Consider the following 20144-nt stretch of genomic DNA (forward strand, 5'->3'; position numbering starts at 1 on the left):
ATTTATCAAGGAGATATATTGTGGAAAAACAACGTGAATTTCATGTTTTCGATAATCGTTCCTATGTTGATTTTTATCCCATACAATTTGGCATGGAACAATGTAAGCCACTTCACTCTTTTGGCCCAACAATGAAACAACATTACCTCTTTCACTATGTCATATCTGGGACAGGACGATTTTACGCCACAGCAGAACAAGCTGAGTACACCTTATCTGCAGGGCAGGGTTTCCTCATCCCTCCAAATATGATTTGTAGCTATGAAGCTGATAAAGATGACCCTTGGTCATATATTTGGATTGAATTCGACGGATTAAAAACAGAGCACTTTCTAAATCAAGCTGGGCTGTCCAAAAAGCAACTGATTTTTTTCACAAGAGACACCCGCTTTAGAAAGCCTTGTATATAAGGAAATGACACAGCTATTATCCTTGTATCAAGAACGTAGTTGTCATATTATTGGACATCTTTACCTGTTTGTCGGCGCTCTTATCAACGAGTCTATCAATAAAAAAGAAAGCCTCCATGAAGATGCCAAAGAATTATACATTCGTGAAGCCATCAATTTTATCGAACGTCATTTTCATGAACCTATTTCGATTGATGACATGGCTCAACAATGTAATCTCAACCGTTCTTACTTCAGCCGTCTCTTCCGTGAACATTTGTCAACAACACCTCAACAATTTCTCATCCAGTACCGCTTAAGCCAAGCTTGTGAATTGTTAAAAAATAGTCAATTAACGCTACAAGAAATCGCGGAGAAAGTCGGTTATTCTAATCAATTCAACCTATCTGCTGCCTTTAAAAGACAGTATAAAATCTCCCCGACTACCTATCGTAAAAAACACCGATAACTTAGTAAAATCAGCTTTTATTATCCTATTTCCATTAACAAGTCAATTAGCGGACATTTTAAACTCACACTGCCATTAGCATACTGACCCCCACTAATTAGGACACACCATAAAAAAGAGTGAGCACTTAGAACGGTAACTACCGATTCTAGTCTCACTCTTTTTATGATATCATTCTTCTAGTAACTTCTTAGCTAAGGCATAGTTACCTAGCGTCGCAGAGCCATTATTTTCAACAACAGGACGAACGATATAATCCTTTAAATCAGGAACAATCAGATAGCCATTCAACAACTGCTCAAAGTATTGATGCACACGCGCCAACATATGGTCTTGTGCCATAACACCCCCACCAAAAACAATCACTTCTGGTCTGAACATCATTGTAGCTTGTAGGGCTGCTTGAGCAATATAATAGGCCTGTTTATCCCAAACATCTGATTCTAGCGGGATATTCTCACCTCGAATACCTGTACGAGCTTCTAAACTAGGCCCTGCTGCCAGCCCTTCCAAACAACCTTTATGAAAGGGACAAACACCCTCAAAATCACCTTCATCTTGATGCTTGGCGACGTAAGTATGCCCCATTTCAGTATGGCCAATACCTCCAATAAAGTCACCATTCATATAGGCACCTGCACCTATCCCAGTTCCAATCGTGTAATAAACAAGACTATGAACAGTCTGACGAGCAATGACTTCACCATAAGCTGAGCTATTGACATCTGTCGTAATATAGACAGGAACTTGCAGCGCTTCTTTCAGTGGACTTAATAAATCAGTATTCCCCCAATTGGGTTTGGGAGTAGTGGTGATGTACCCGTAGGTAGCAGACATTGGGTCTATGTCAATCGGCCCAAAAGAGCCAATCGCAAGTGCAACGAGATTATCAAATTGCTTGAAAAAAGCAATCGTCTTTGCAATAGTTTCTTCCGGTGTGGTCGTTGGAAACTGAACTGTCTCCACAGTCTCAAAGTTGTCATTTCCAACAGCACAAACAAACTTTGTCCCACCAGCCTCTAAACTGCCATATAAAACTGTCATAATATTCTCCTTATCCTGTGATAAAACGTTTTCTCGACCTTATTGTAACAAAGGCTTGTCACAAGGTAAATCTACAAATTAAAGTAATCTTTAAACAATGAAAAGGAACTGGGAAGATTGAACAGTTCCTTTTTCGCTCAATAAGAAAAGTTTAACTTAAAGCTAGTAAATCTTGACCAACAGAGATATCACCTTCTTTTAAGGTTTTGATTGCTCTGTAATCTGCTGTATTGGTGACAACAAGCATCGTTGTATGATCAAGCCCAGATGAAGCAATCGTGTCTAAGTCAAAACTTGCTAGTAAATCACCGGCTTTAACCATTTGATTGACTGTGACGTGAGAGGTAAAGCCTCTACCACCTAACGACACCGTATCAATACCAATATGAATCAGCAATTCCCCTCCTTTGCTTGTTTTCAAACCATAGGCATGACCTGTTTCAAAAGCAACTGTCACCGTAGCATCACAGGGAGCATAGAGTTTGCCAGAACTTGGTTTAATCGCCACACCTTGTCCCATAGCCAAACTTGCAAATACTGGATCACTAACTGTTTCTAAAGCAACGACTTCACCTTGAAGCGGACTAACTAGAATCTCTTCTTTAGTCTCTTCAGTTGCTACTGAGGCAACTGAAGTATCAGACTTTTTTCCAGCAGGCACCTCATCTTCAAAACCAAAAAGATAAGTTAAAGTAAAACCAACTCCAAACGATACAGCAACCATTAGCAGATATGATAATAACTGACCATTTAGATAAAGAAGTGTTCCTGGGATGATTGTAATACCAAAGCTTGTCCCTGCCAAACCAAGAATTGAGGCAACCCAACCACCAATAGCACCTGCAATCAATGATAGGAAGAAAGGTTTACGATAACGTAAGTTAACCCCAAAGATAGCTGGCTCTGTAATCCCTAGAAAAGCTGCAAGAGCTGCTGGGAAAGCAAGAGCTTTTAGTTTTGGATTTTTAGTTTTTACACCAACAGCTACTGTTGCCGCACCTTGTGCTGTCATCGCTGCAGTAATAATCGCATTGAATGGGTTTGCCCCTGTATTAGCAACAAGTTGTGATTCTAATAAGTTAAAGATATGGTGGATACCAGTGACCACGATAACTTGATGAACTCCTCCAATAAGGAGACCTGCAATACCGAATGGTAATGAGAGGAGTGCCATTGTTGCCAAAAGAATGTAATTTTCAACTACATGGAACACTGGTCCAATCACAAATAAACCGAGTATTGACATCACAAGTAAGGTCACAAATGGTGTTACCAACAAATCAAGCACTTCTGGTACAGACTTACGGACCAATTTTTCAAATTTAGCACCAACAATACCAATGATAAAGGCTGGCAAAACTGAACCTTGTAAACCAACAACTGGAATAGTGCCAAAGAACATCATCGGTGTGACATCACCACCTGAAGCTACCGCCCAAGCATTAGGAAGAGAGCCCGAAATCAGCATCATTCCCAGAACGATACCAATCGTTGGATTACCACCAAATACTTTAAACGTTGACCAAACAACAAGAGCAGGTAACACAATAAAGGCGGTATCCGTCAATATCTGAGTGTATGTGATAAAATCAGCATTGTAAGCCGTTACACCAAGAAAAGTCATCACTTCTTCCCGAGTCAACAAGCCACGGAAGCCCATGAAAAGTCCTGTTGCTACAATAGCTGGGATAATCGGTACAAATACATCACCAAAAACACGAATATTGCGTTGGAACCAGTTGCCTTGTTGCGCTGCTTGTGTCTTTTGTTCACTAGTTGTTGCAGTTGGTAAACCTAAAGCGACCGCTTCATCATAAATTTTATTAACTGTACCTGTTCCAAAAATCAATTGATACTGACCAGCGTTGAAGAATGCTCCCTTAACTTTTTCGATATTTTCTGCCTTGTCTTTATCAATTTTACTCTCGTCAACGACCATGACACGCAGGCGTGTCGCACAGTGTGCAACACTTTTAACATTCTCACGACCACCGATTGCTGCGATGACCTCATTTGCAATCTGTTTGTTATCCATTTGCAAAATCTCCTTTTTTATTTTTTGAAAGCGTTAACTTTCGTTTTACAAGATTTATTTTACCACCATTCAAAAATATGTCAAGCGTTTTGCAGAAATATTTTTATTTTTGTCAAAAACCTTGATTTTTAAACGGAAAACGTTTACTATATAATTGTGATTGTATTGATATTTAACATTTATTTTCCAAAGGAGCAAAAATGATTATTCCTCAACACGTTCGTTACAAACGCTATAATGAGTGGACAGCAGAAGAAAAAAACATCTTAGAAGAACAAAAAAAGAAATCCCCGTGGTTGACCAACTATCATATAGAGCCCAAAACAGGACTTCTTAACGACCCTAATGGTTTTTCTTACTTTAACGGTAAATACCATCTCTTTTACCAAAATTGGCCTTTCGGACCTGCTCACGGCTTAAAATCATGGGTACACACCGAAAGCGAGGATTTGGTGCATTTCACTGAAACAGGCATCACTTTAGACCCAGATACCGCCAATGATAGCCATGGAGCTTATTCAGGTAGTGCGTATGCTATTGACGACAAGCTCTTTTTATTCTACACAGGAAATGTGCGTGATACTAATTGGGTGCGTACTCCTCTCCAAATCGGTGCCTATCTTGATAAGGATGGACAACTGACTAAAATTCCTAACGTTCTTATTCCACAGCCAGAGGATGTTACAGAGCACTTCAGAGATCCTCAACTATTCGAATACAATAACCAATTTTATGCTATCATAGGGGCGCAAAATCATAATAAAAAGGGTTTTATCAAACTTTACAAAGCTATTGATAACAATATTGAACATTGGTCTTTTGTTGGTAATTTAGATTTTAATAGCAATAGTAGCGAGTATATGATTGAGTGCCCCAATATCGTCTTTATAGATAATCACCCTATCCTTATCTATAGCCCACAGGGATTGGCTAAGACAGAATTAAACTATCAGAACATCTATCCCAATACTTACAAGATATGTCAATCGTTTGACACTGAAGAAGCAAAATTACATCATGCTTCACCTATTCAAAATCTAGACGAGGGGTTTGATTGCTACGCCACTCAAGCATTTAATGCGCCAGATGGAAAGGTATTTGCAGTCAGTTGGATTGGTTTACCAGACATTGACTATCCCACCGATCAGTTTAGCTACCAAGGAGCTCTAAGTCTAGTTAAAGAACTAAGTCTTAGTGACGGTAAATTATACCAATACCCTGTCTCCGCTATCAAAAAACTACGCCATAAAAAAGAAGGCTTAACTACAAAAAGAAGTACCACTAACACTTACGAATTATCACTTACGATTCCAAAAAACCAACTAACAGAATTAACACTGTTTGCAGATAATGCCAACCAAGGTTTCAAAATAACCATTGATACTCAAAAAGGTTATATAACGTTAGATAGGAGTCAAACAGACTATGCTTTCGATGTGGAACACGGTCAAACACGTACTTGTAGCATAAGCGCTAACGAAACTAAACTCAACATCTTCGTTGATAAATCTATCGTAGAAATTTTTGTCAACAAAGGCGAGAAAGTGCTAACAAGTCGCTACTTCCCAACCAAAAAGCAATCTGGTATCATAGTAGATAAAGACATCATTACTGGTCATTACTACGAATTGAGGTACTAAAATGGTCGCAAAACTAACAGATGTTGCTGAACTAGCTGGTGTTAGTCCAACAACTGTCTCACGCGTCATCAATAATAAAGGTTATCTATCAGAAAAAACCATTACAAAAGTTAAAGAAGCTATGAAAACCCTAGGCTATAAACCTAATAACTTAGCCCGTAGCTTGCAAGGTAAATCAGCTAAATTAATCGGTCTCATATTTCCCAAGATTTCTAACATCTTCTATTCGGAACTCATTGAACATCTTGAAATAGAACTCTTCAAAAACGGGTATAAGGTGATTATTTGTAACAGTCAAAACGACCCCGACAAAGAAAGAGAATATTTAGAGATGCTTGAGGCTAATCAAGTGGACGGCATTATTTCGAGTAGCCATAATTTAGGAATTGACGACTATCAAAAAGTCTCTGCTCCAATCATTGCATTTGACCGCAATCTTGCCCCAAACATTCCGATTGTGTCTTCTGATAATTTTGAAGGGGGACAAATTGCTGCTCGAACCCTGTTAAAAGCTGGTTGTCAGAACATCATGATGTTAACCGGAAATGATAACTCAAATTCACCTACCGGCTTACGTCTAAAAGGATTTAAAGCAGTCTTACCAAACGCAAAATCGTACAATATTCCTAGCGACTTTTCAGCTATTCGTAAAGAAATGGAAATCAAGAACCTACTCTCACAAGATAAGCCAGACGGTCTATTCATATCTGATGACCTAACAGCTCTCTTAACGATGAGGATTGCCGCAGATATGGGGATGGATATTCCTAAGACATTAAAAATCATTGGATATGATGGCACAACCTTCATCGAAAATTACCATGCGCAATTAACGACAATCAAACAACCCATTGATGAAATCGCAAAACTAACTGTCGATATCCTCTTAAAAAGCATTAGTGGAAAGGATATCCAAAAAGAGTATATTCTTCCTGTAAGTCTTCTTCCAGGAAGAAGCATCTAGGTAGATGGTCTACAAAAAAAGCTATTGAGCTGATTAACTAAACTAGTAAATGTAGACCAAGGAGCAAAGCCATCAACATTCTCCTTAGTAATGTTGGCAATATATAACCAGTTGTTCAAAATCCCTTCTGGTATGATGGTCATAACACATCAATAAGATGCTATAAACACAAGCCATATCTCCCCATATTTTGAAACTATATCTTTTATTTTCACTTTTTTTGGGATATAATAACAGACAACAAACGACTAGCATGTCACAAAGGAGAATACCTATGACAACACACTCTTTCCCTAATTATAGTTATGGCAGTCACTGCTTCGATGATATCCCTCATGTCTTGGCCAATAACCCTTATCAGAAAATTGTCTTTATCGGTGGTGAAAAGGCTTTAGCTAGCGCTGCTGATGAAGTCGCCGATATCTTGAAACAACACAATTATGACATAACAGGTCAGATTATCTACGGTAAAGAAGCTAACATTGATAACATCAACCGCTTAGCTCAACTCCAAGACGTTCAGGACGCTGATCTCATCTTTGGTTTTGGTGGTGGTAAGGCACTTGATACTGTCAAAATGGTTGCCAAAGTCAGCCAAAAACCTTTTATGACTTTCCCGACAATCTGTTCTACCTGCGCTGCTAGCACTACAGTCGCTGTACTCTATCACAACGACCATACCTTTGATTATTGTGGTGTGGCAGATGCACCCTTGCATATTTTTATCAATACCTCTATCATTGCCAAAGCACCTAGCCCTTATCTCCTAGCAGGCATTGCTGATGGTATTTCCAAAGGCCCAGAAGTCACTTATGCCAGTTCCGAAGCTGAAAGAAAGGGAGCTATCCTCAGTTACGAAGCGAAACTCGGCAGAGCAATCGCTCAATCCTCAGAAGATAGCCTCTATCGCTATGGTCAAGCTGCTGTTGACAATTCCAAAGCAGGACCTAGCCCTGAACTAGATGAGGTTGCTCTCGCCATTATCATCTCCACAGGTTTTGCATCAAATTTAGAAAATCAACCTACCCATTTCTACAGCACCTGTCATGCGCACGCATTTTACAACGGTTCGACCAGCGTTAAACGCGAAGGGCATTTCCTACATGGCATGGTTGTCGCCTTCGGCGTTATGGTGCTCCACGCTTATTTCGAGAATGATAGTGACCTACAAAAGGTCGCAAGCTTTAATAAGGCTATGGGATTTCCAACCCAACTATCTGACATCAATCTGACAGTCGATGATATTCCAACCATTGTCAACGCGGCGAAAAACACACTTGAATACCACCATACACCGTTTGAAGATGACGTCTTTGCTCAAGCCATCATTAAAGCCGATCAAATCGGACGTCAACTGGCATAAGATAGCTATCAAAACTGATAGCTATCTTTTTGGGGGCACAGCAATGAATTGTCCCAAGAGCTACAATAAAAGTGGACAAGATAGACTTCATTGATAGAATATCTTTAAAAACGAAAAAACTGGGACAATATGTACCCAGTTTTTGATTGCTTATTATTTTGATATCAGCGTTCTGCTATTATCAGTCTGCTGTTTGGTTCTCATTGATAAACTGGCGTAACAAGCCATTCACAAACTTACTTGACGTTTCGTCTGAGAATGTTTTTGCCACTTCAATGATTTCATTCAATGCAACCCTATCTGGCGTTGCATCATAAAACTTGATTTCGTAAAGACCCAAGCGTAACAAGGTTTTATCTGTCACTGTCAAACGTGATAAGGTCCAGCCTTTTTTCAAACGGCTTTCAATCAAGGCATCTAACTCTTCTTTATGGTCAGTTACGCCCTTAATCAAATGCAATAGGAAAACTGGCAAATCACGGACATCGTCACTTTCAACCTTGTCATAGTCGTAAGCGAATTGACTGGCATCAAGCATTTCCACACCTGACTCCATCGCAAATAAAGCTTGAAAAGCACGTTCACGTAGGTCTCGTCTGCTGTCTGTAAAGGCTTTAGTCATCCAAGAAACCCTCATCAAACAAGGCTTTCAAATCTGGTTTTGGTGTCTTTTCTGGAACAATACCAACGACGTGGACATTGACCGCAGAGACAACAACCTCAGCCATATCAAAGATAGCTGCTTTGACAGCTTTTTGAATACCTACTGAGACTTCTGGAACTTTGACACCATATTGCAGATGCACATACAAATCCACCGTCACAGAACTATCCTCAGCAGTTTCCAGATAAACACCACGACCTAGTGTTGACTTACTCAAACTGTCAGCTACTTTTTTGTTGTGAAGCGAATGAACACCGTCAACCTTAGTCGCTGCAATACCTGTAATCACCTCTAGAACACGTGGTGAAATAACGATTTCACCAATTGATTCAGTTGACATAGCATTTCCTTTCTATAAGGACGAGTCTATACTCACCCGATTTCCTAGCACCAAAAGGTCTAGGATTAGGCACGTGAAACGTAAGTTCCTTCAGCAGTGTTGATAATCAATTTTTGACCTGCTTCGATGAAGTCTGGCACGTTAACCACAAGACCTGTTTCCATTGTTGCTGGTTTACCAGAACCTGTAACAGTTGCACCTTTGATCGATGGCTGTGTCTCAGTAACCACTAACTCAACAGTTGTTGGAACAGTAACACCGATAACCTCTGTACCAAAGAATTGGATTTTCACTTCTGAGTTTTCCAACATGTATTTCAACTCGTTTTCGATATTAGCAGTTGGAATTTCATATTGCTCATAGTTTTCTGTGTCCATGAAGAACCCAGTATTATCCATTTGGTAAAGGTATTGAGCTGGGCGTGTTTCGATAATCGCTTGCTCAAATTTTTCATCTGGACGGTATGTTGTGTCAAATGTTGATCCAGAACGAACATCACGCAACTTCATACGCATGATGGTATTACCCTTACCTGGCTTGTGGTGGCTTGCATCCAAGACACGAATCAACTTGCCATCAGCGGCAACAAACGTCATACCTGCTCTAAGCTTACTTGCTTCAATCATTAGATTAGTACCTCTTTATAAAATAATTATCATCTCATTTTACCACAAAAGCCCATTTTGCTCAAATGTTTTTCTTTTTGGGATTGGCAAGTGGATTTTGAAGGAAAGTTGAGAACTACCTAGAGAGATTGGATAATCCAAATAATTGCATCACTAGGAAGATTTTCAATATCAATCCAGATAAATTCAATACCAATTTCTCCACTCTTAAAGTTTGACACATGGATGCCGTTTATACCTAAATCCGTAAGCTTTTAACCAGTTAATGACTCGAGCTCCTTTAACTAAAATACACCGCGTAAAATCCAGTCTCCTAGAATATCTTGCTTATCAACAGATTGAATAGCTTTACCACCTTCTTGATTGATGTATGCTTCAATAACATCACCAGATGATAAAATTTTAACAACAAAGTTACCTTAGGCTATTCCCTCAAAAAAGAGCCTCTAGCATCCTCTTAATCTCAATATATAATCCATCTTCTTTAGTCAACTTTCCGAGTGCTCTACGTTGCTCACTAAAAATAAGATTGGAATCTGGACTTATATTAAACTCTGATTCTGTCTTTTTTTTAAAAAATTCTTTACCATTAGGATCCTTTGTAAAATCATAAGTTTCCCCACTTTTGGAACTATCTAGTCTAGCTAAAGCCTCTTCAGGAGTTTTACAGGGAAGAAAATCTACATATTGACCCCAATAATCAATAAATTGCTTTTGTTTTATCACTAGTTCATCTTTATTTTTATTTCCTTTATTTCCTGAGACATCTATTTTTATATATGATGCAATAGATAGCTCGTTAATAATTTCACCCAAATTTTCATACTCCGACTCTGGAATATTTTTCGATACAACTTTTCCATTTTCTAAAAAATGACTCTTGATAAATTTAAACTCCCCTTCATCATAAGAACATCTCTTATCACCGTCTAACCAATAGTATTTATTTTGTTGCTCCTCTACTGCAGATGGTACAATATGATTTTTAACCATCTGTTCCGCTCCACCAGGTAGCTGCAAAACCTTCACATTATTCTTTAAATTTTCATTTGTTTCGTGTTCTATGACATATTCTATTAATGCCTTTGCTAATCTATCTTCAACATAAATCAGCTTCTTATCTTTATATTCTTCACCAAGTTCAAAGAAAGCATTTGGATAATCAACATTTTCATCAATCCGTATTTTATCACCGGTCTTAGATACTAATTTTATTGCTTCTTTAGGAAAATCCTTGACTAATTGAGTTGAATGTGTCGTTATAACAATTTGATGTCTCTTCTTTTTAGCTTGCTCTAAAATAAAATCTTTGAAACGATAAATAGCGCTTGGGTGCAGAGATATTTCGGGTTCATCAATAAGTACAAGCGCTCTATCAGGAGCGTTCAAAATATCATTTACAAGCAAGATCAGCCTAGCCTCCCCTGTACCTGCAAATGCCTCTGAATATTCTTTCCCATTTTTCTTTATCCATATAGTTTTAGAAGGTTTATTTCCACTCGATTTGGTATAGAAATTATGAGTTAAAATTTTTATTTCAGAATAAATCTCCCCCATAATCTCACTTACCTTTTCACAAACTTTATTATCAATACTTAGATTACTGGCAATCATTTCTCTATTATAGTAAGAATAAGTAGTTCTATCTTGTTTCAAAACTTTTGCAAGTGGATTTGATCTCTTCCTTATAAAATCCTGTTTACTTTTTTGAGTCGAAGTTGACTCAAAATCATAGTGGTAAAAAAATAAATCGAAGGCCGATACATACTCTTTACAGTCACAATATACCACATTCTTTGATAAAACCTCCCATCTCGTTTTGTGTGGACTACCAAGTTTTTTATATTCTCCCTGTGCTAATACATCCATACCATAACTTTCTTGTGGGCGAGCAGGTTCCCAATAATCTGGATTTTTATCTTTTTTAATTCTAGTTTTTAATACTTCTACTGTTCTTGCTGCCGACTGAAGATAGTAGCCATAGATAAAACATTGCCGATCTATGCCTTTTCCATCTTTTATTTCATCTACTTTTGTACTAAACCAATAATCACCAATACTCTTTCCTTTTGGCGCACCGTACAATGCTTGAAGTATTGAAGTTTTATTACTCCCATTTTGACCAACTAACAATGTCACTGGATAAGAAAACGTTATTTTTGAATTTTCTTCTAACGCTTTATATTTAGGAAAACGTATATGCTCTATGAAAGGATAAAAGTTATGTTTTGCAGTAAACATTTTCGTTAAATCATCTATTAATTCCTTAGTAGTACTCATTTTTACAAAATCTCCTCAAAGATGGCTTGAAAGTATCTGCCACTTGCTTCTGCCAATTTAACAGGAACTGCATTTCCAATTTGTTTAGCTAATTGTCCTCTATTACCAATAAAAACATACTCATCATCAAATGATTGCAACCTAGCGGCCTCTCGAGCACTCAAAGCTCGATCTTGAGTTGGATGTCCAAACCGTCCTTTAGAATAGGACATACACCCTCCTGTAATTGTTATAGAGGGTTTCGAAATATCCAGAATACCATATACATCTCCATGTCCACTTTTTCCTATATGGCATTTTAGTTGCATATTTTCTGGTAAGGAGTTTCGACTCCCACCATTATTTCGAATATATCGTATACGTTCAATATTGACTTCTGATAGTTTATTTGCTACATGATTATACACTCCGTTACCGATATATTCCTCACCACCCTCAATTCGTGGCAAATCCATGATAATATCAGCGTTTAGCCATTTTTTCAAGTCTCCATCACCATTTTTAGAATGTGTTCTCTTAGGTAAATCAATTTGAAAATTATTAGGCGTAATACTTTTCTTCACCCCGTGTAAAACTAGTCTTTTACGTGACTGTGGCACACCAAAATCTGCAGTGTTAAGCACATCATAAATACAATAGTAATCCTTATCGATTCCTTTTATAAATTTAGAAAAAATTGATTGATTTTTTGCTCTTGTCATGCCAGATACATTCTCCATTAACAAAAAATCTGGTTTAATTTCTTGAATTAGTCTTAGATATTGAAAAATTAATTGATTCCGTTCATCATTTTCATCATTAGTACCGATTGGTGAAAAACCTTGACACGGAGGACATGCAACCAATAACAATCTATCCGTAACATCTAGTTTAACTTTGGATAACAATTCTTCTCCTGAAATATTTGAAATATCTGCTACAAACAAAGAAACTTCCTTATTGTTGTATTGATAGGTTTTAGCGGCAACCGAGTCTATTTCAACAGCTGCTTGTACCGATATTCCAGCTTGTTTTAATCCACTTGTCGTACCTCCAGCTCCACTAAATAAATCTATTGCTACAATTTTACTCATTTCCAACACCCTTTATATAACTTCTTTAGCACCATTATACCACAAAACCCAGTCGTTTTTGACTGGGTTTACGGCTTTGTAAAGGCTTATTTCACCAACTTCTTCATCTCTTCAATACGGGCTACTGTGGCATCGTATTTAGCTTGGTAGTCGGCTTGTTTGTCTTGTTCTTTTTGAACGACTTCTGGTTTGGCATTGGCAACAAAGCGTTCGTTGCTGAGTTTTTTGCTTACCATGTCCAATTCTTTTTGCCATTTGGCTAATTCTTTATCCAGGCGAGCGAGTTCTTCTTCGACATTGAGCAGGTCTGCCAGTGGCAAGAAGATTTCTGCTCCTGTGATAACTGAACTCATGGCAAGTTCTGGTGCAGTAAGGGTAGAGGCAATTTCCAAATGCTCTGGATTGGTAAAGCGCTTGATGTAGTTGACATTGTCATTCAAGAAACTTTCGAGGCTCTCGTCAGTCGTCTTAATCAAGATACTGATTGGCTTAGATGGCGCCACGTTCACTTCTGCTCTGCTATTTCGCACTGAACGGATCAAGTCTTTAAGGCTTTCAACACCCTTGTGGGCTTGGGCATTTTCAAAGTCTGGGTTAACCACTGGGTAAGCGGCAGTCACGATACTACCCTCTGAAATTTGCCCGAAGATTTCTTCCGTCACAAATGGCATGATTGGGTGGAGGAGACGCAGGATTTGGTCAAGTGTATAGAGAAGCACTGAACGTGTGATGACTTTTTCAGCCTCATTGTCACTGTAAAGGACTTCCTTAGTCAACTCCACATACCAGTTGGCAAATTCTTCCCAGATGAAGTTGTAGAGGATGTGTCCTGCTACACCAAACTCAAACTTGTCAAAGTTGTCTGTCACCTTACCGATAGTTTCGTTGAGATTGTGGAGAATCCAACGGTCAGTCACGTTTCCGACTTCACCTTGAGCAACCTTCGCCACATTGGCACGCGCCTCATCAAGTGTCAATCTATCATTATTCATCAATATATAACGTGAAATATTCCAAATCTTATTGATGAAGTTCCATGACGCATCCATTTTTTCATAAGAGAAACGCACGTCCTGTCCTGGTGCAGAACCATTTGACAGGAACCAACGCAAGCTGTCGGCACCGTATTTCTCGATAACATCCATCGGGTCAATACCGTTACCAAGTGACTTAGACATCTTACGGCCTTGCTCATCACGGATAAGACCATGGATAAGGACGTTCTTGAATGGACGACGACCTGTGAACTCAAGCGATTGGAAAATCATACGAGACACCCAGAAGAAGATGATGTCATAGCCTGTAACAAGTGTTGACGTTGGGAAATAACGTTGGAAGTCTGGATTGTCCACATCTGGCCAACCCATTGTTGAGAACGGCCATAAGGCAGAACTGAACCAAGTGTCTAGGACGTCTTCATCTTGTACCCAGCCATCGCCTTCTGGAGCTTCTTCACCAACGTACATGTCACCAGCTTCGTTGTACCAAGCTGGGATTTGGTGGCCCCACCATAATTGACGTGAGATAACCCAGTCGTGCACATTTTCCATCCATGAGAGGAAGGTGTCGTTGAAGCGTGGCGGGTAGAAATCAACCTTGTCATCGGTGTCTTGGTTGGCAATGGCATTCTTAGCCAACTGGTCCATTTTAACAAACCACTGTGTTGACAAGCGTGGTTCAACCACAACACCTGTACGCTCTGAGTGACCTACTGAATGCAAACGGTTTTCAATTTGGACAAGAGCGCCAAGTTCTTCTAATTTCTTAACCGTTGCTTTACGAGCTTCAAAACGATCCATACCAGCAAATTCGCCTGCAAGCTCATTCATAGTACCGTCATCGTTCATGACATTGACTTGTGGCAAGTTGTGACGTTGCCCAACGAGGAAATCGTTCGGGTCATGGGCTGGTGTGATTTTCACAACACCTGTCCCAAATTCTGGGTCAGCGTGTTCATCAGCAACAATCGGAATAGGCTTATTGACGATTGGCAAGATAACGTTTTGACCAATCAAGTCCTTGTAGCGTGGGTCTTCTGGGTTGACGGCAACAGCCACATCGCCAAACATGGTTTCTGGACGAGTTGTTGCGACTTGAAGGGTGCGTGAGCCATCTTCAAGCATGTAGTTCATGTGGTAGAAGGCACCCTCAACATCCTTGTGGATAACTTCGATGTCAGAAAGGGCAGTACGTGCTGCAGGATCCCAGTTGATGATAAATTCACCACGGTAAATCCATCCTTTCTTGTAAAGGTCTACAAAGACCTTGCGAACAGCTTTTGACAAGCCTTCATCAAGCGTGAAACGGTCACGCTTGTAGTCCAACGACAGCCCTAGTTTGCCCCACTGCTCGCGAATGGTCGCTGCATATTCATCTTTCCACTCCCAGACTTTTTCAAGGAAAGCCTCACGACCTAAATCATAACGCGTAATCCCTTGCTCACGCAAACGCTCCTCAACCTTAGCTTGAGTGGCGATACCAGCATGGTCCATCCCTGGCAACCAAAGCGTATCAAAGCCTTGCATACGTTTTTGACGGATGATGATATCCTGCAAGGTCGTATCCCAAGCATGCCCCAAGTGCAACTTACCCGTCACATTTGGCGGTGGAATAACGATTGAATACGGCTTAGCTGTGCTATCGCCTGACGGCTTAAAAACATCTTGGGCTAACCAAGATTGGTAACGACCAGCCTCAACCTCGGCTGGATTGTATTTTGATGATAGTTCTGTCATTTTAGTTCTCCTTATTCTGTTAAATAATAATATTTTCCATTTTGAATAATAATTTGCGTCTCTTTACTTAATACATCATCTGTAGTATTGTTTAGTTGCAGCTGATCTCCCATCTGTTCCTTTATCTTTTCAGCAATAGTCTTATTCATTTTTTTATATTTCAAGTCATTGTTGACAATTCCAGGTAAATAGAAAACCGCTGCTTCAAATCCTTTTTTAATGATTCTGGTCTTATGAGTTTGAATCCCAAGATTGTTAGTTTGTTTTGCATGCCATGTGGCAAGTCCACCTCTAACTTCGTTTGACTGATTCAAATAGGAATCAAAAACCGAGTAACAAAATTCCGAAGTAACTTTTCCCTTATTTAGTAAATAAGATAGACGCCCAATTTCTTCTTGTGTTGAGGTCAGATAGCTTTGAAATCCAATAAGTTTATCAACTTCAAGAACAATCTCCTTATATTTGTGATAATCTACTTTATCATTTGAGGTTATAATATCTCTGATTGATAAATTTACTTCTTGCAATAGCACCATTGACTCATCTTCATGACGAGCTAAGCTATCTAAGCTTCTTTTTCTCATTTCCTCGTTTTCAATAATTTCAGTATTAAATTTAGAAATTTTACCCACTTTAGCAATTAAAGACAATATTCTAGCTTTGAAATTGGTTTGTTGAAAATCTGCAATTTTATCAATTCCAACTTGGATTTTTTCAAGTTTGGCATCTACTTCCGCCATATAATACTGCCCTACAACCATAGATGCCACATTCATAGCATTAGCCACTATCTCTCCTGCTTGTCCTATATTTTGTAAATTTGACAACTCATTTGGCTTCACTTTGAGTAAATGAGCTTGACCAGCTAATTGACCATCTATGTGATATCCTCCCCTGACGGCTCCTATCATATCCCTAGCTTTATATAGTTCTGCTTCCGGAGGTATGATTACTTTATATAAGTCAGCACTACTTAATATATCATTTATATTCTGAATATGCTTTTGATTGTTCTTCTTTTGAACATGATTTATCCCTTGTGATAAAACAGCATTTATCTTTGCGAGGATTTGTTTATCTCTGATTTCATGCATTGTTTCTATTTGTATGTTATCTTTTTCAGACATGCTTATAACTTTAGGAAGTAAAGACAAGAATTTCTCGCTTTCCCCAACTGATAAATCGTCGTCTGAACCAATTACTTGTGTAGAAGAATTTGAGGAAGTTCTCTTAAGAAATTTCATCTTGTATATGAAAATCCCCAAACCAAAAAAAGACAAACAAATAACGATAATAAAAAAATCCAGTCTCATCTTTTTCTCCTTTATTACTGTTTAAGACATATAGTTTATACTAATCTCAAGCTAGAAATAGTCAGTCCACTGGGCTGGATATTGCGTTTGCCACCAACTCTATCTTTATCCCGTCTGGGTCTTCAAGATAAAGGGCATGGTAACTGCCACTGGCATAGGGGTACTTATCGTCATAAAGGAGCTTGACTCGTCTAGTCAGGAATTCTTTGCGCCAAGCGTCAATGTCATCTGGTGTCCCCGCATGAAAAGCGAGGTGATTCAATCCTGTCCGACAACGATGATACTCTTCATCTAAAAAGGCTTTTGGCGTTTGCACAAACACCAAGTATATCTTTGCTTTTTGATAAGAAAAGCCAAACTCCCATTCTTGATACAGCTCATAGCCTAACTTTGTCAGGAGAAAATCATAAAACGCACGGCTCTTTGCCAAATCGGAAACATAAATTTCAACGTGATGTAACATCATTTCTCCTTTCAAGTTAGATTCTCGTGAACGATTGACACTTTTCACGGCAACAAGTCTTACAGGAACGTTCGTACATGTGATGACGGAAAATCCTATGAGATATGCTATACGTCATGTATTTGTTTCAATTGTCTTAGAGTTACAGTTCTCGCACCTCTCGAACTGCATCAATACCTCTAAACGCTACTGTATCGCGAACGACTTGTATCACCAAGAGGTATAGAAAATCCCTGCCCAGCTCACGCTAGACAGGGACGAATTTCAATCTTAAATCCGCGGTACCACCCAAATTCGGGTTTTCACCCGCAACTCTCTGTTTAATTGTCAGACATCAGCAACTCTTTTGTCATCTGTGTGGGTTTCCCAGCATCGCCACTTTCTGAAACAGATGAGGACCAAAATACCTCTGATACGCCTATTCTAACAGATTCTAAAACAAAATGCAATCATCATTCGCCCTTAAATACAACACCGTTTTCTTTTAACTTTTCAATCGTTACTTTTCCGATTCCTTTGATCGCTAAAACTTCCTTTTCAGTAACCTTCTTAAAATCGTCTAGCTCTAACAAATCATGTTCTGACAAGATTCTGACAATATCCATCTTGATATTATTAAAAATCGGTGAGTGTATGGCTCTCAGCCATTCTCCAAATGCTAATAAGTCTTCCTCTAAGTCAAAGATACCTTTGTGACCAAAAACTGGTAATTCACCAGTCAAATCAATAGTCATATGGTGTAATATGCCCTCCAGCATGATGTTTTGAAGGAAAAAAACTTCCATAGGGTATAGAGCAGAGCGCAACGAATCCATACTGAATGGGACAAAAAATTCCGCTGTTTCAATCTCACCAATGTCTAGCACCCATTCTTCATTCATAAAGAAATCTGTCGTTAATGGATTGATGCGACTTAGCTCCTCAAATAAGACCCTTGCCTCATCTAATTGTCCAGATAGAATCTTGGACAATATCACATGTAACAAGACACCATCTTTGATTTGATAGGTCTTTAAATCCCTACGATAAAAGTCTTCGACTTTGCGATAGTCACCAACCATATTGTAGAAAGACAGCATTGAAAAAATAAAATTAGGTGGATAGTATAATGGCTTTTTCCTGTCAATTAACTCAATCAATTGCCTTGCTAGTGCAAGAAACCCCTCAGCAATAAAATACTCCAAACAGAACATCATCCCCTGTAAATAGGGTCTTGCCTCCCATATCTCCCAAGAAGGACTACCGATTTGTTTCCACAAGGTCACGGCACGGTCATAGAATACGAGCACTTCTTTCAACGTCTTTTCACTATTTGAGTCAGTGTCTGCAATCAGCAATTGCAACTCTGCTTGAAAATAATCGGAATCCAGTTCAAGAACTCTCCTTAATAATTTCTTACGTTTCGTCGTATTAGGTGTGTGCATGGCCTGTCTAAAAATCTCATCTGCCTCTTTAAACTGGAATGTGCCACTCGCCAGCAATTGATTTAACATGCCAATTTCTGGATACTCACCTTCTCGCTCATAGTATTGCATCATGGCGACATGGACATCGTCAAAATTTTGACTTATACGGCGCTCTACTATGATTGGTTTCTGCAAACGTTCAAACAAATCTGCTTCCTCAGATGACATTAGTTTGACGTCAAGTTTTTGTTGTCGCTTCAATTCTTTTTTGCGATTTTTTGGTTTAGACATAACCTGTCCCCTTTATCGATAACCTAAAAGTCTTTTGTCTATATTATAACAAAAAAATCAGCCATCGATGACTGATTAGAGTGATTTAATCTTTAAATACAACACCGTTTTCTTTCAGTGTTTTGATTGTTGCAGGCCCAATACCTTTCAAGGCTAACAACTCTTGCTCCGTCCAATTCGTAAAATCTGAAATAGACTGGATGCCTTCATCATAAAAGTTTTTCAATCGTGCTTCTGGCAAACTTTCAAATTCTGATAAGCTAGAGAATGCTTCAAAACTAACTTTAGAAACTTGCTCTTGCACTGCTTCCACCATGACTTGTGCTTGCTCAGCAACTTGAGTAACTACCACTTCTGCCTTTGTCAAAGCCTTATCAGCAACTACCTGACCTTGACGTTTCAAACGGCGTAACTCTTGACGCAATCTTTTTCGACCTTGTGTAACCTTACTTCCCATCATCTTCTCCTCTTAATAATGTCTTTGTCCAAATAGACCATCTGGTAACTCATGAAAGGACTTGCCTGCATGATAATTAGCAAATTTCGTTCGGATGTAACGATATGCATCTAGCTTACTCTCGTAACGGATATAAGCATCAGCAGCACGTTCATCGCCATGTTCTTCAAGGGTACGACGGCTTTCAGCCATAGCCATCTCGTTAATCATCATTTGATTCTCCACCCAAGCTTCAAAGTCTTTTAAAAATTCCTGTTCGTATGTCATGCTAACCTCCCTTCCACTTACTGCCAAAAGCCATTATACACAATCTTTTCAAAAAATTCAATAAAGTCTTGCGCCTCGTTAGTAAGTATGATATGATAAAGGTGTTGCCGCTATAGTTAAATGGTATAATAGAGCAATGGTAATGCTCCGTTCCGAGTTCAATTCTCGGTGGTGGCATATATAAGACACCTGAAACCTTGATTGTTCAAGGTTTTTTTTGTTTTCTAGACGCTATTCCCCATCTATTAGCGACTGGCAAGTTCAACCACTGATAAGCATTACTACATTTGAGTAGCCATTAAAAATGGGAGTGTGACAAAAATAG

At 38.9% G+C, this 20144-nt stretch carries 16 protein-coding genes, 1 tRNA gene and 2 pseudogenes; 5 read left to right on the forward strand and 14 right to left on the reverse strand.

Features of this window, described 5'->3' with window-relative positions:
- Positions 1 to 20: 20 nt before the first annotated feature.
- Positions 21 to 858 (forward strand): annotated as a pseudogene (locus tag ACVRZH_RS04060) (helix-turn-helix domain-containing protein).
- A gap of 171 nt (positions 859 to 1029) precedes the next feature.
- Here ACVRZH_RS04060 and scrK read toward each other — a convergent pair.
- Both scrK and ACVRZH_RS04070 read right to left on the reverse strand, forming a co-directional pair.
- Entirely contained in the window at positions 1030 to 1902 is an 873-nt protein-coding gene (scrK, locus tag ACVRZH_RS04065; protein ID WP_447454044.1) for a fructokinase ScrK, read from the reverse strand.
- Positions 1903 to 2053: 151 nt separating this feature from the next.
- Positions 2054 to 3937, reverse strand: coding sequence for a sucrose-specific PTS transporter subunit IIBC (locus tag ACVRZH_RS04070; protein WP_447454045.1), 1884 nt, complete (start codon positions 3935 to 3937; stop codon positions 2054 to 2056).
- A 200-nt stretch (positions 3938 to 4137) separates the two neighbouring features.
- Between ACVRZH_RS04070 and ACVRZH_RS04075 the strand changes: the two genes are divergently transcribed.
- The 3 genes from ACVRZH_RS04075 to ACVRZH_RS04085 all read left to right on the forward strand — a co-directional run bounded on the left by ACVRZH_RS04075 (position 4138) and on the right by ACVRZH_RS04085 (position 7904).
- A complete protein-coding gene (locus tag ACVRZH_RS04075; protein ID WP_447454046.1) occupies positions 4138 to 5577 on the forward strand; it encodes a sucrose-6-phosphate hydrolase in 1440 nt (479 codons plus the stop codon).
- A gap of 1 nt (position 5578) precedes the next feature.
- Positions 5579 to 6541: a LacI family DNA-binding transcriptional regulator gene (locus tag ACVRZH_RS04080; protein WP_447454047.1), complete on the forward strand. Its 963-nt coding sequence runs from the start codon at positions 5579 to 5581 to the stop codon at positions 6539 to 6541.
- 274 nt (positions 6542 to 6815) lie between these two features.
- A complete protein-coding gene (locus ACVRZH_RS04085; protein WP_447454048.1) occupies positions 6816 to 7904 on the forward strand; it encodes an iron-containing alcohol dehydrogenase in 1089 nt (362 codons plus the stop codon).
- 181 nt (positions 7905 to 8085) lie between these two features.
- On the opposite strand, the gene nusB is transcribed toward ACVRZH_RS04085, so the two are convergent.
- From nusB to ACVRZH_RS04145, 12 genes and pseudogenes are all read right to left on the reverse strand, one after another.
- Complete coding sequence (nusB, locus tag ACVRZH_RS04090; RefSeq protein ID WP_447454049.1) at positions 8086 to 8526, reverse strand: transcription antitermination factor NusB; 441 nt, start codon at positions 8524 to 8526, stop codon at positions 8086 to 8088.
- A complete protein-coding gene (locus ACVRZH_RS04095; RefSeq protein ID WP_447454050.1) occupies positions 8519 to 8908 on the reverse strand; it encodes an Asp23/Gls24 family envelope stress response protein in 390 nt (129 codons plus the stop codon). Before ACVRZH_RS04095 ends, nusB begins: the two co-directional genes overlap by 8 nt.
- Before the next feature lie 65 nt (positions 8909 to 8973).
- Entirely contained in the window at positions 8974 to 9534 is a 561-nt protein-coding gene (gene efp, locus ACVRZH_RS04100; RefSeq protein ID WP_447454051.1) for an elongation factor P, read from the reverse strand.
- A 119-nt stretch (positions 9535 to 9653) separates the two neighbouring features.
- Positions 9654 to 9947: pseudogene (locus ACVRZH_RS04105) on the reverse strand (hypothetical protein); the annotation flags it as partial.
- Positions 9948 to 9966: 19 nt separating this feature from the next.
- Positions 9967 to 11814 (reverse strand): ATP-dependent nuclease, encoded by a 1848-nt coding sequence (locus ACVRZH_RS04110; protein WP_447454052.1) that lies wholly within the window; start codon positions 11812 to 11814, stop codon positions 9967 to 9969.
- Positions 11815 to 11816: 2 nt separating this feature from the next.
- Positions 11817 to 12887: a DNA cytosine methyltransferase gene (locus ACVRZH_RS04115; RefSeq protein WP_447454053.1), complete on the reverse strand. Its 1071-nt coding sequence runs from the start codon at positions 12885 to 12887 to the stop codon at positions 11817 to 11819.
- An 86-nt stretch (positions 12888 to 12973) separates the two neighbouring features.
- Positions 12974 to 15622, reverse strand: coding sequence for a valine--tRNA ligase (locus ACVRZH_RS04120; protein ID WP_447454054.1), 2649 nt, complete (start codon positions 15620 to 15622; stop codon positions 12974 to 12976).
- 11 nt (positions 15623 to 15633) lie between these two features.
- Positions 15634 to 16935 (reverse strand): hypothetical protein, encoded by a 1302-nt coding sequence (locus tag ACVRZH_RS04125; protein WP_447454055.1) that lies wholly within the window; start codon positions 16933 to 16935, stop codon positions 15634 to 15636.
- Positions 16936 to 16996: 61 nt separating this feature from the next.
- Positions 16997 to 17398, reverse strand: a complete 402-nt coding sequence (locus tag ACVRZH_RS04130; RefSeq protein ID WP_447454056.1) for a VOC family protein — start codon at positions 17396 to 17398, stop codon at positions 16997 to 16999.
- A 452-nt stretch (positions 17399 to 17850) separates the two neighbouring features.
- Positions 17851 to 19095 carry a tetratricopeptide repeat protein gene (locus ACVRZH_RS04135; protein ID WP_447454057.1) on the reverse strand — a complete coding sequence of 415 codons (1245 nt, stop codon included), beginning with the start codon at positions 19093 to 19095 and terminating at the stop codon, positions 17851 to 17853.
- 85 nt (positions 19096 to 19180) lie between these two features.
- Positions 19181 to 19552 carry a helix-hairpin-helix domain-containing protein gene (locus tag ACVRZH_RS04140; protein WP_447454058.1) on the reverse strand — a complete coding sequence of 124 codons (372 nt, stop codon included), beginning with the start codon at positions 19550 to 19552 and terminating at the stop codon, positions 19181 to 19183.
- Positions 19553 to 19564: 12 nt separating this feature from the next.
- Positions 19565 to 19819 carry a DUF1912 family protein gene (locus ACVRZH_RS04145; RefSeq protein ID WP_447454059.1) on the reverse strand — a complete coding sequence of 85 codons (255 nt, stop codon included), beginning with the start codon at positions 19817 to 19819 and terminating at the stop codon, positions 19565 to 19567.
- A gap of 106 nt (positions 19820 to 19925) precedes the next feature.
- Between ACVRZH_RS04145 and ACVRZH_RS04150 the strand changes: the two genes are divergently transcribed.
- A tRNA-Thr gene (locus ACVRZH_RS04150) sits at positions 19926 to 19996 on the forward strand.
- The last annotated feature ends 148 nt before the right edge of the window (positions 19997 to 20144 follow it).

The organism is Streptococcus fryi (assembly GCF_053206505.1).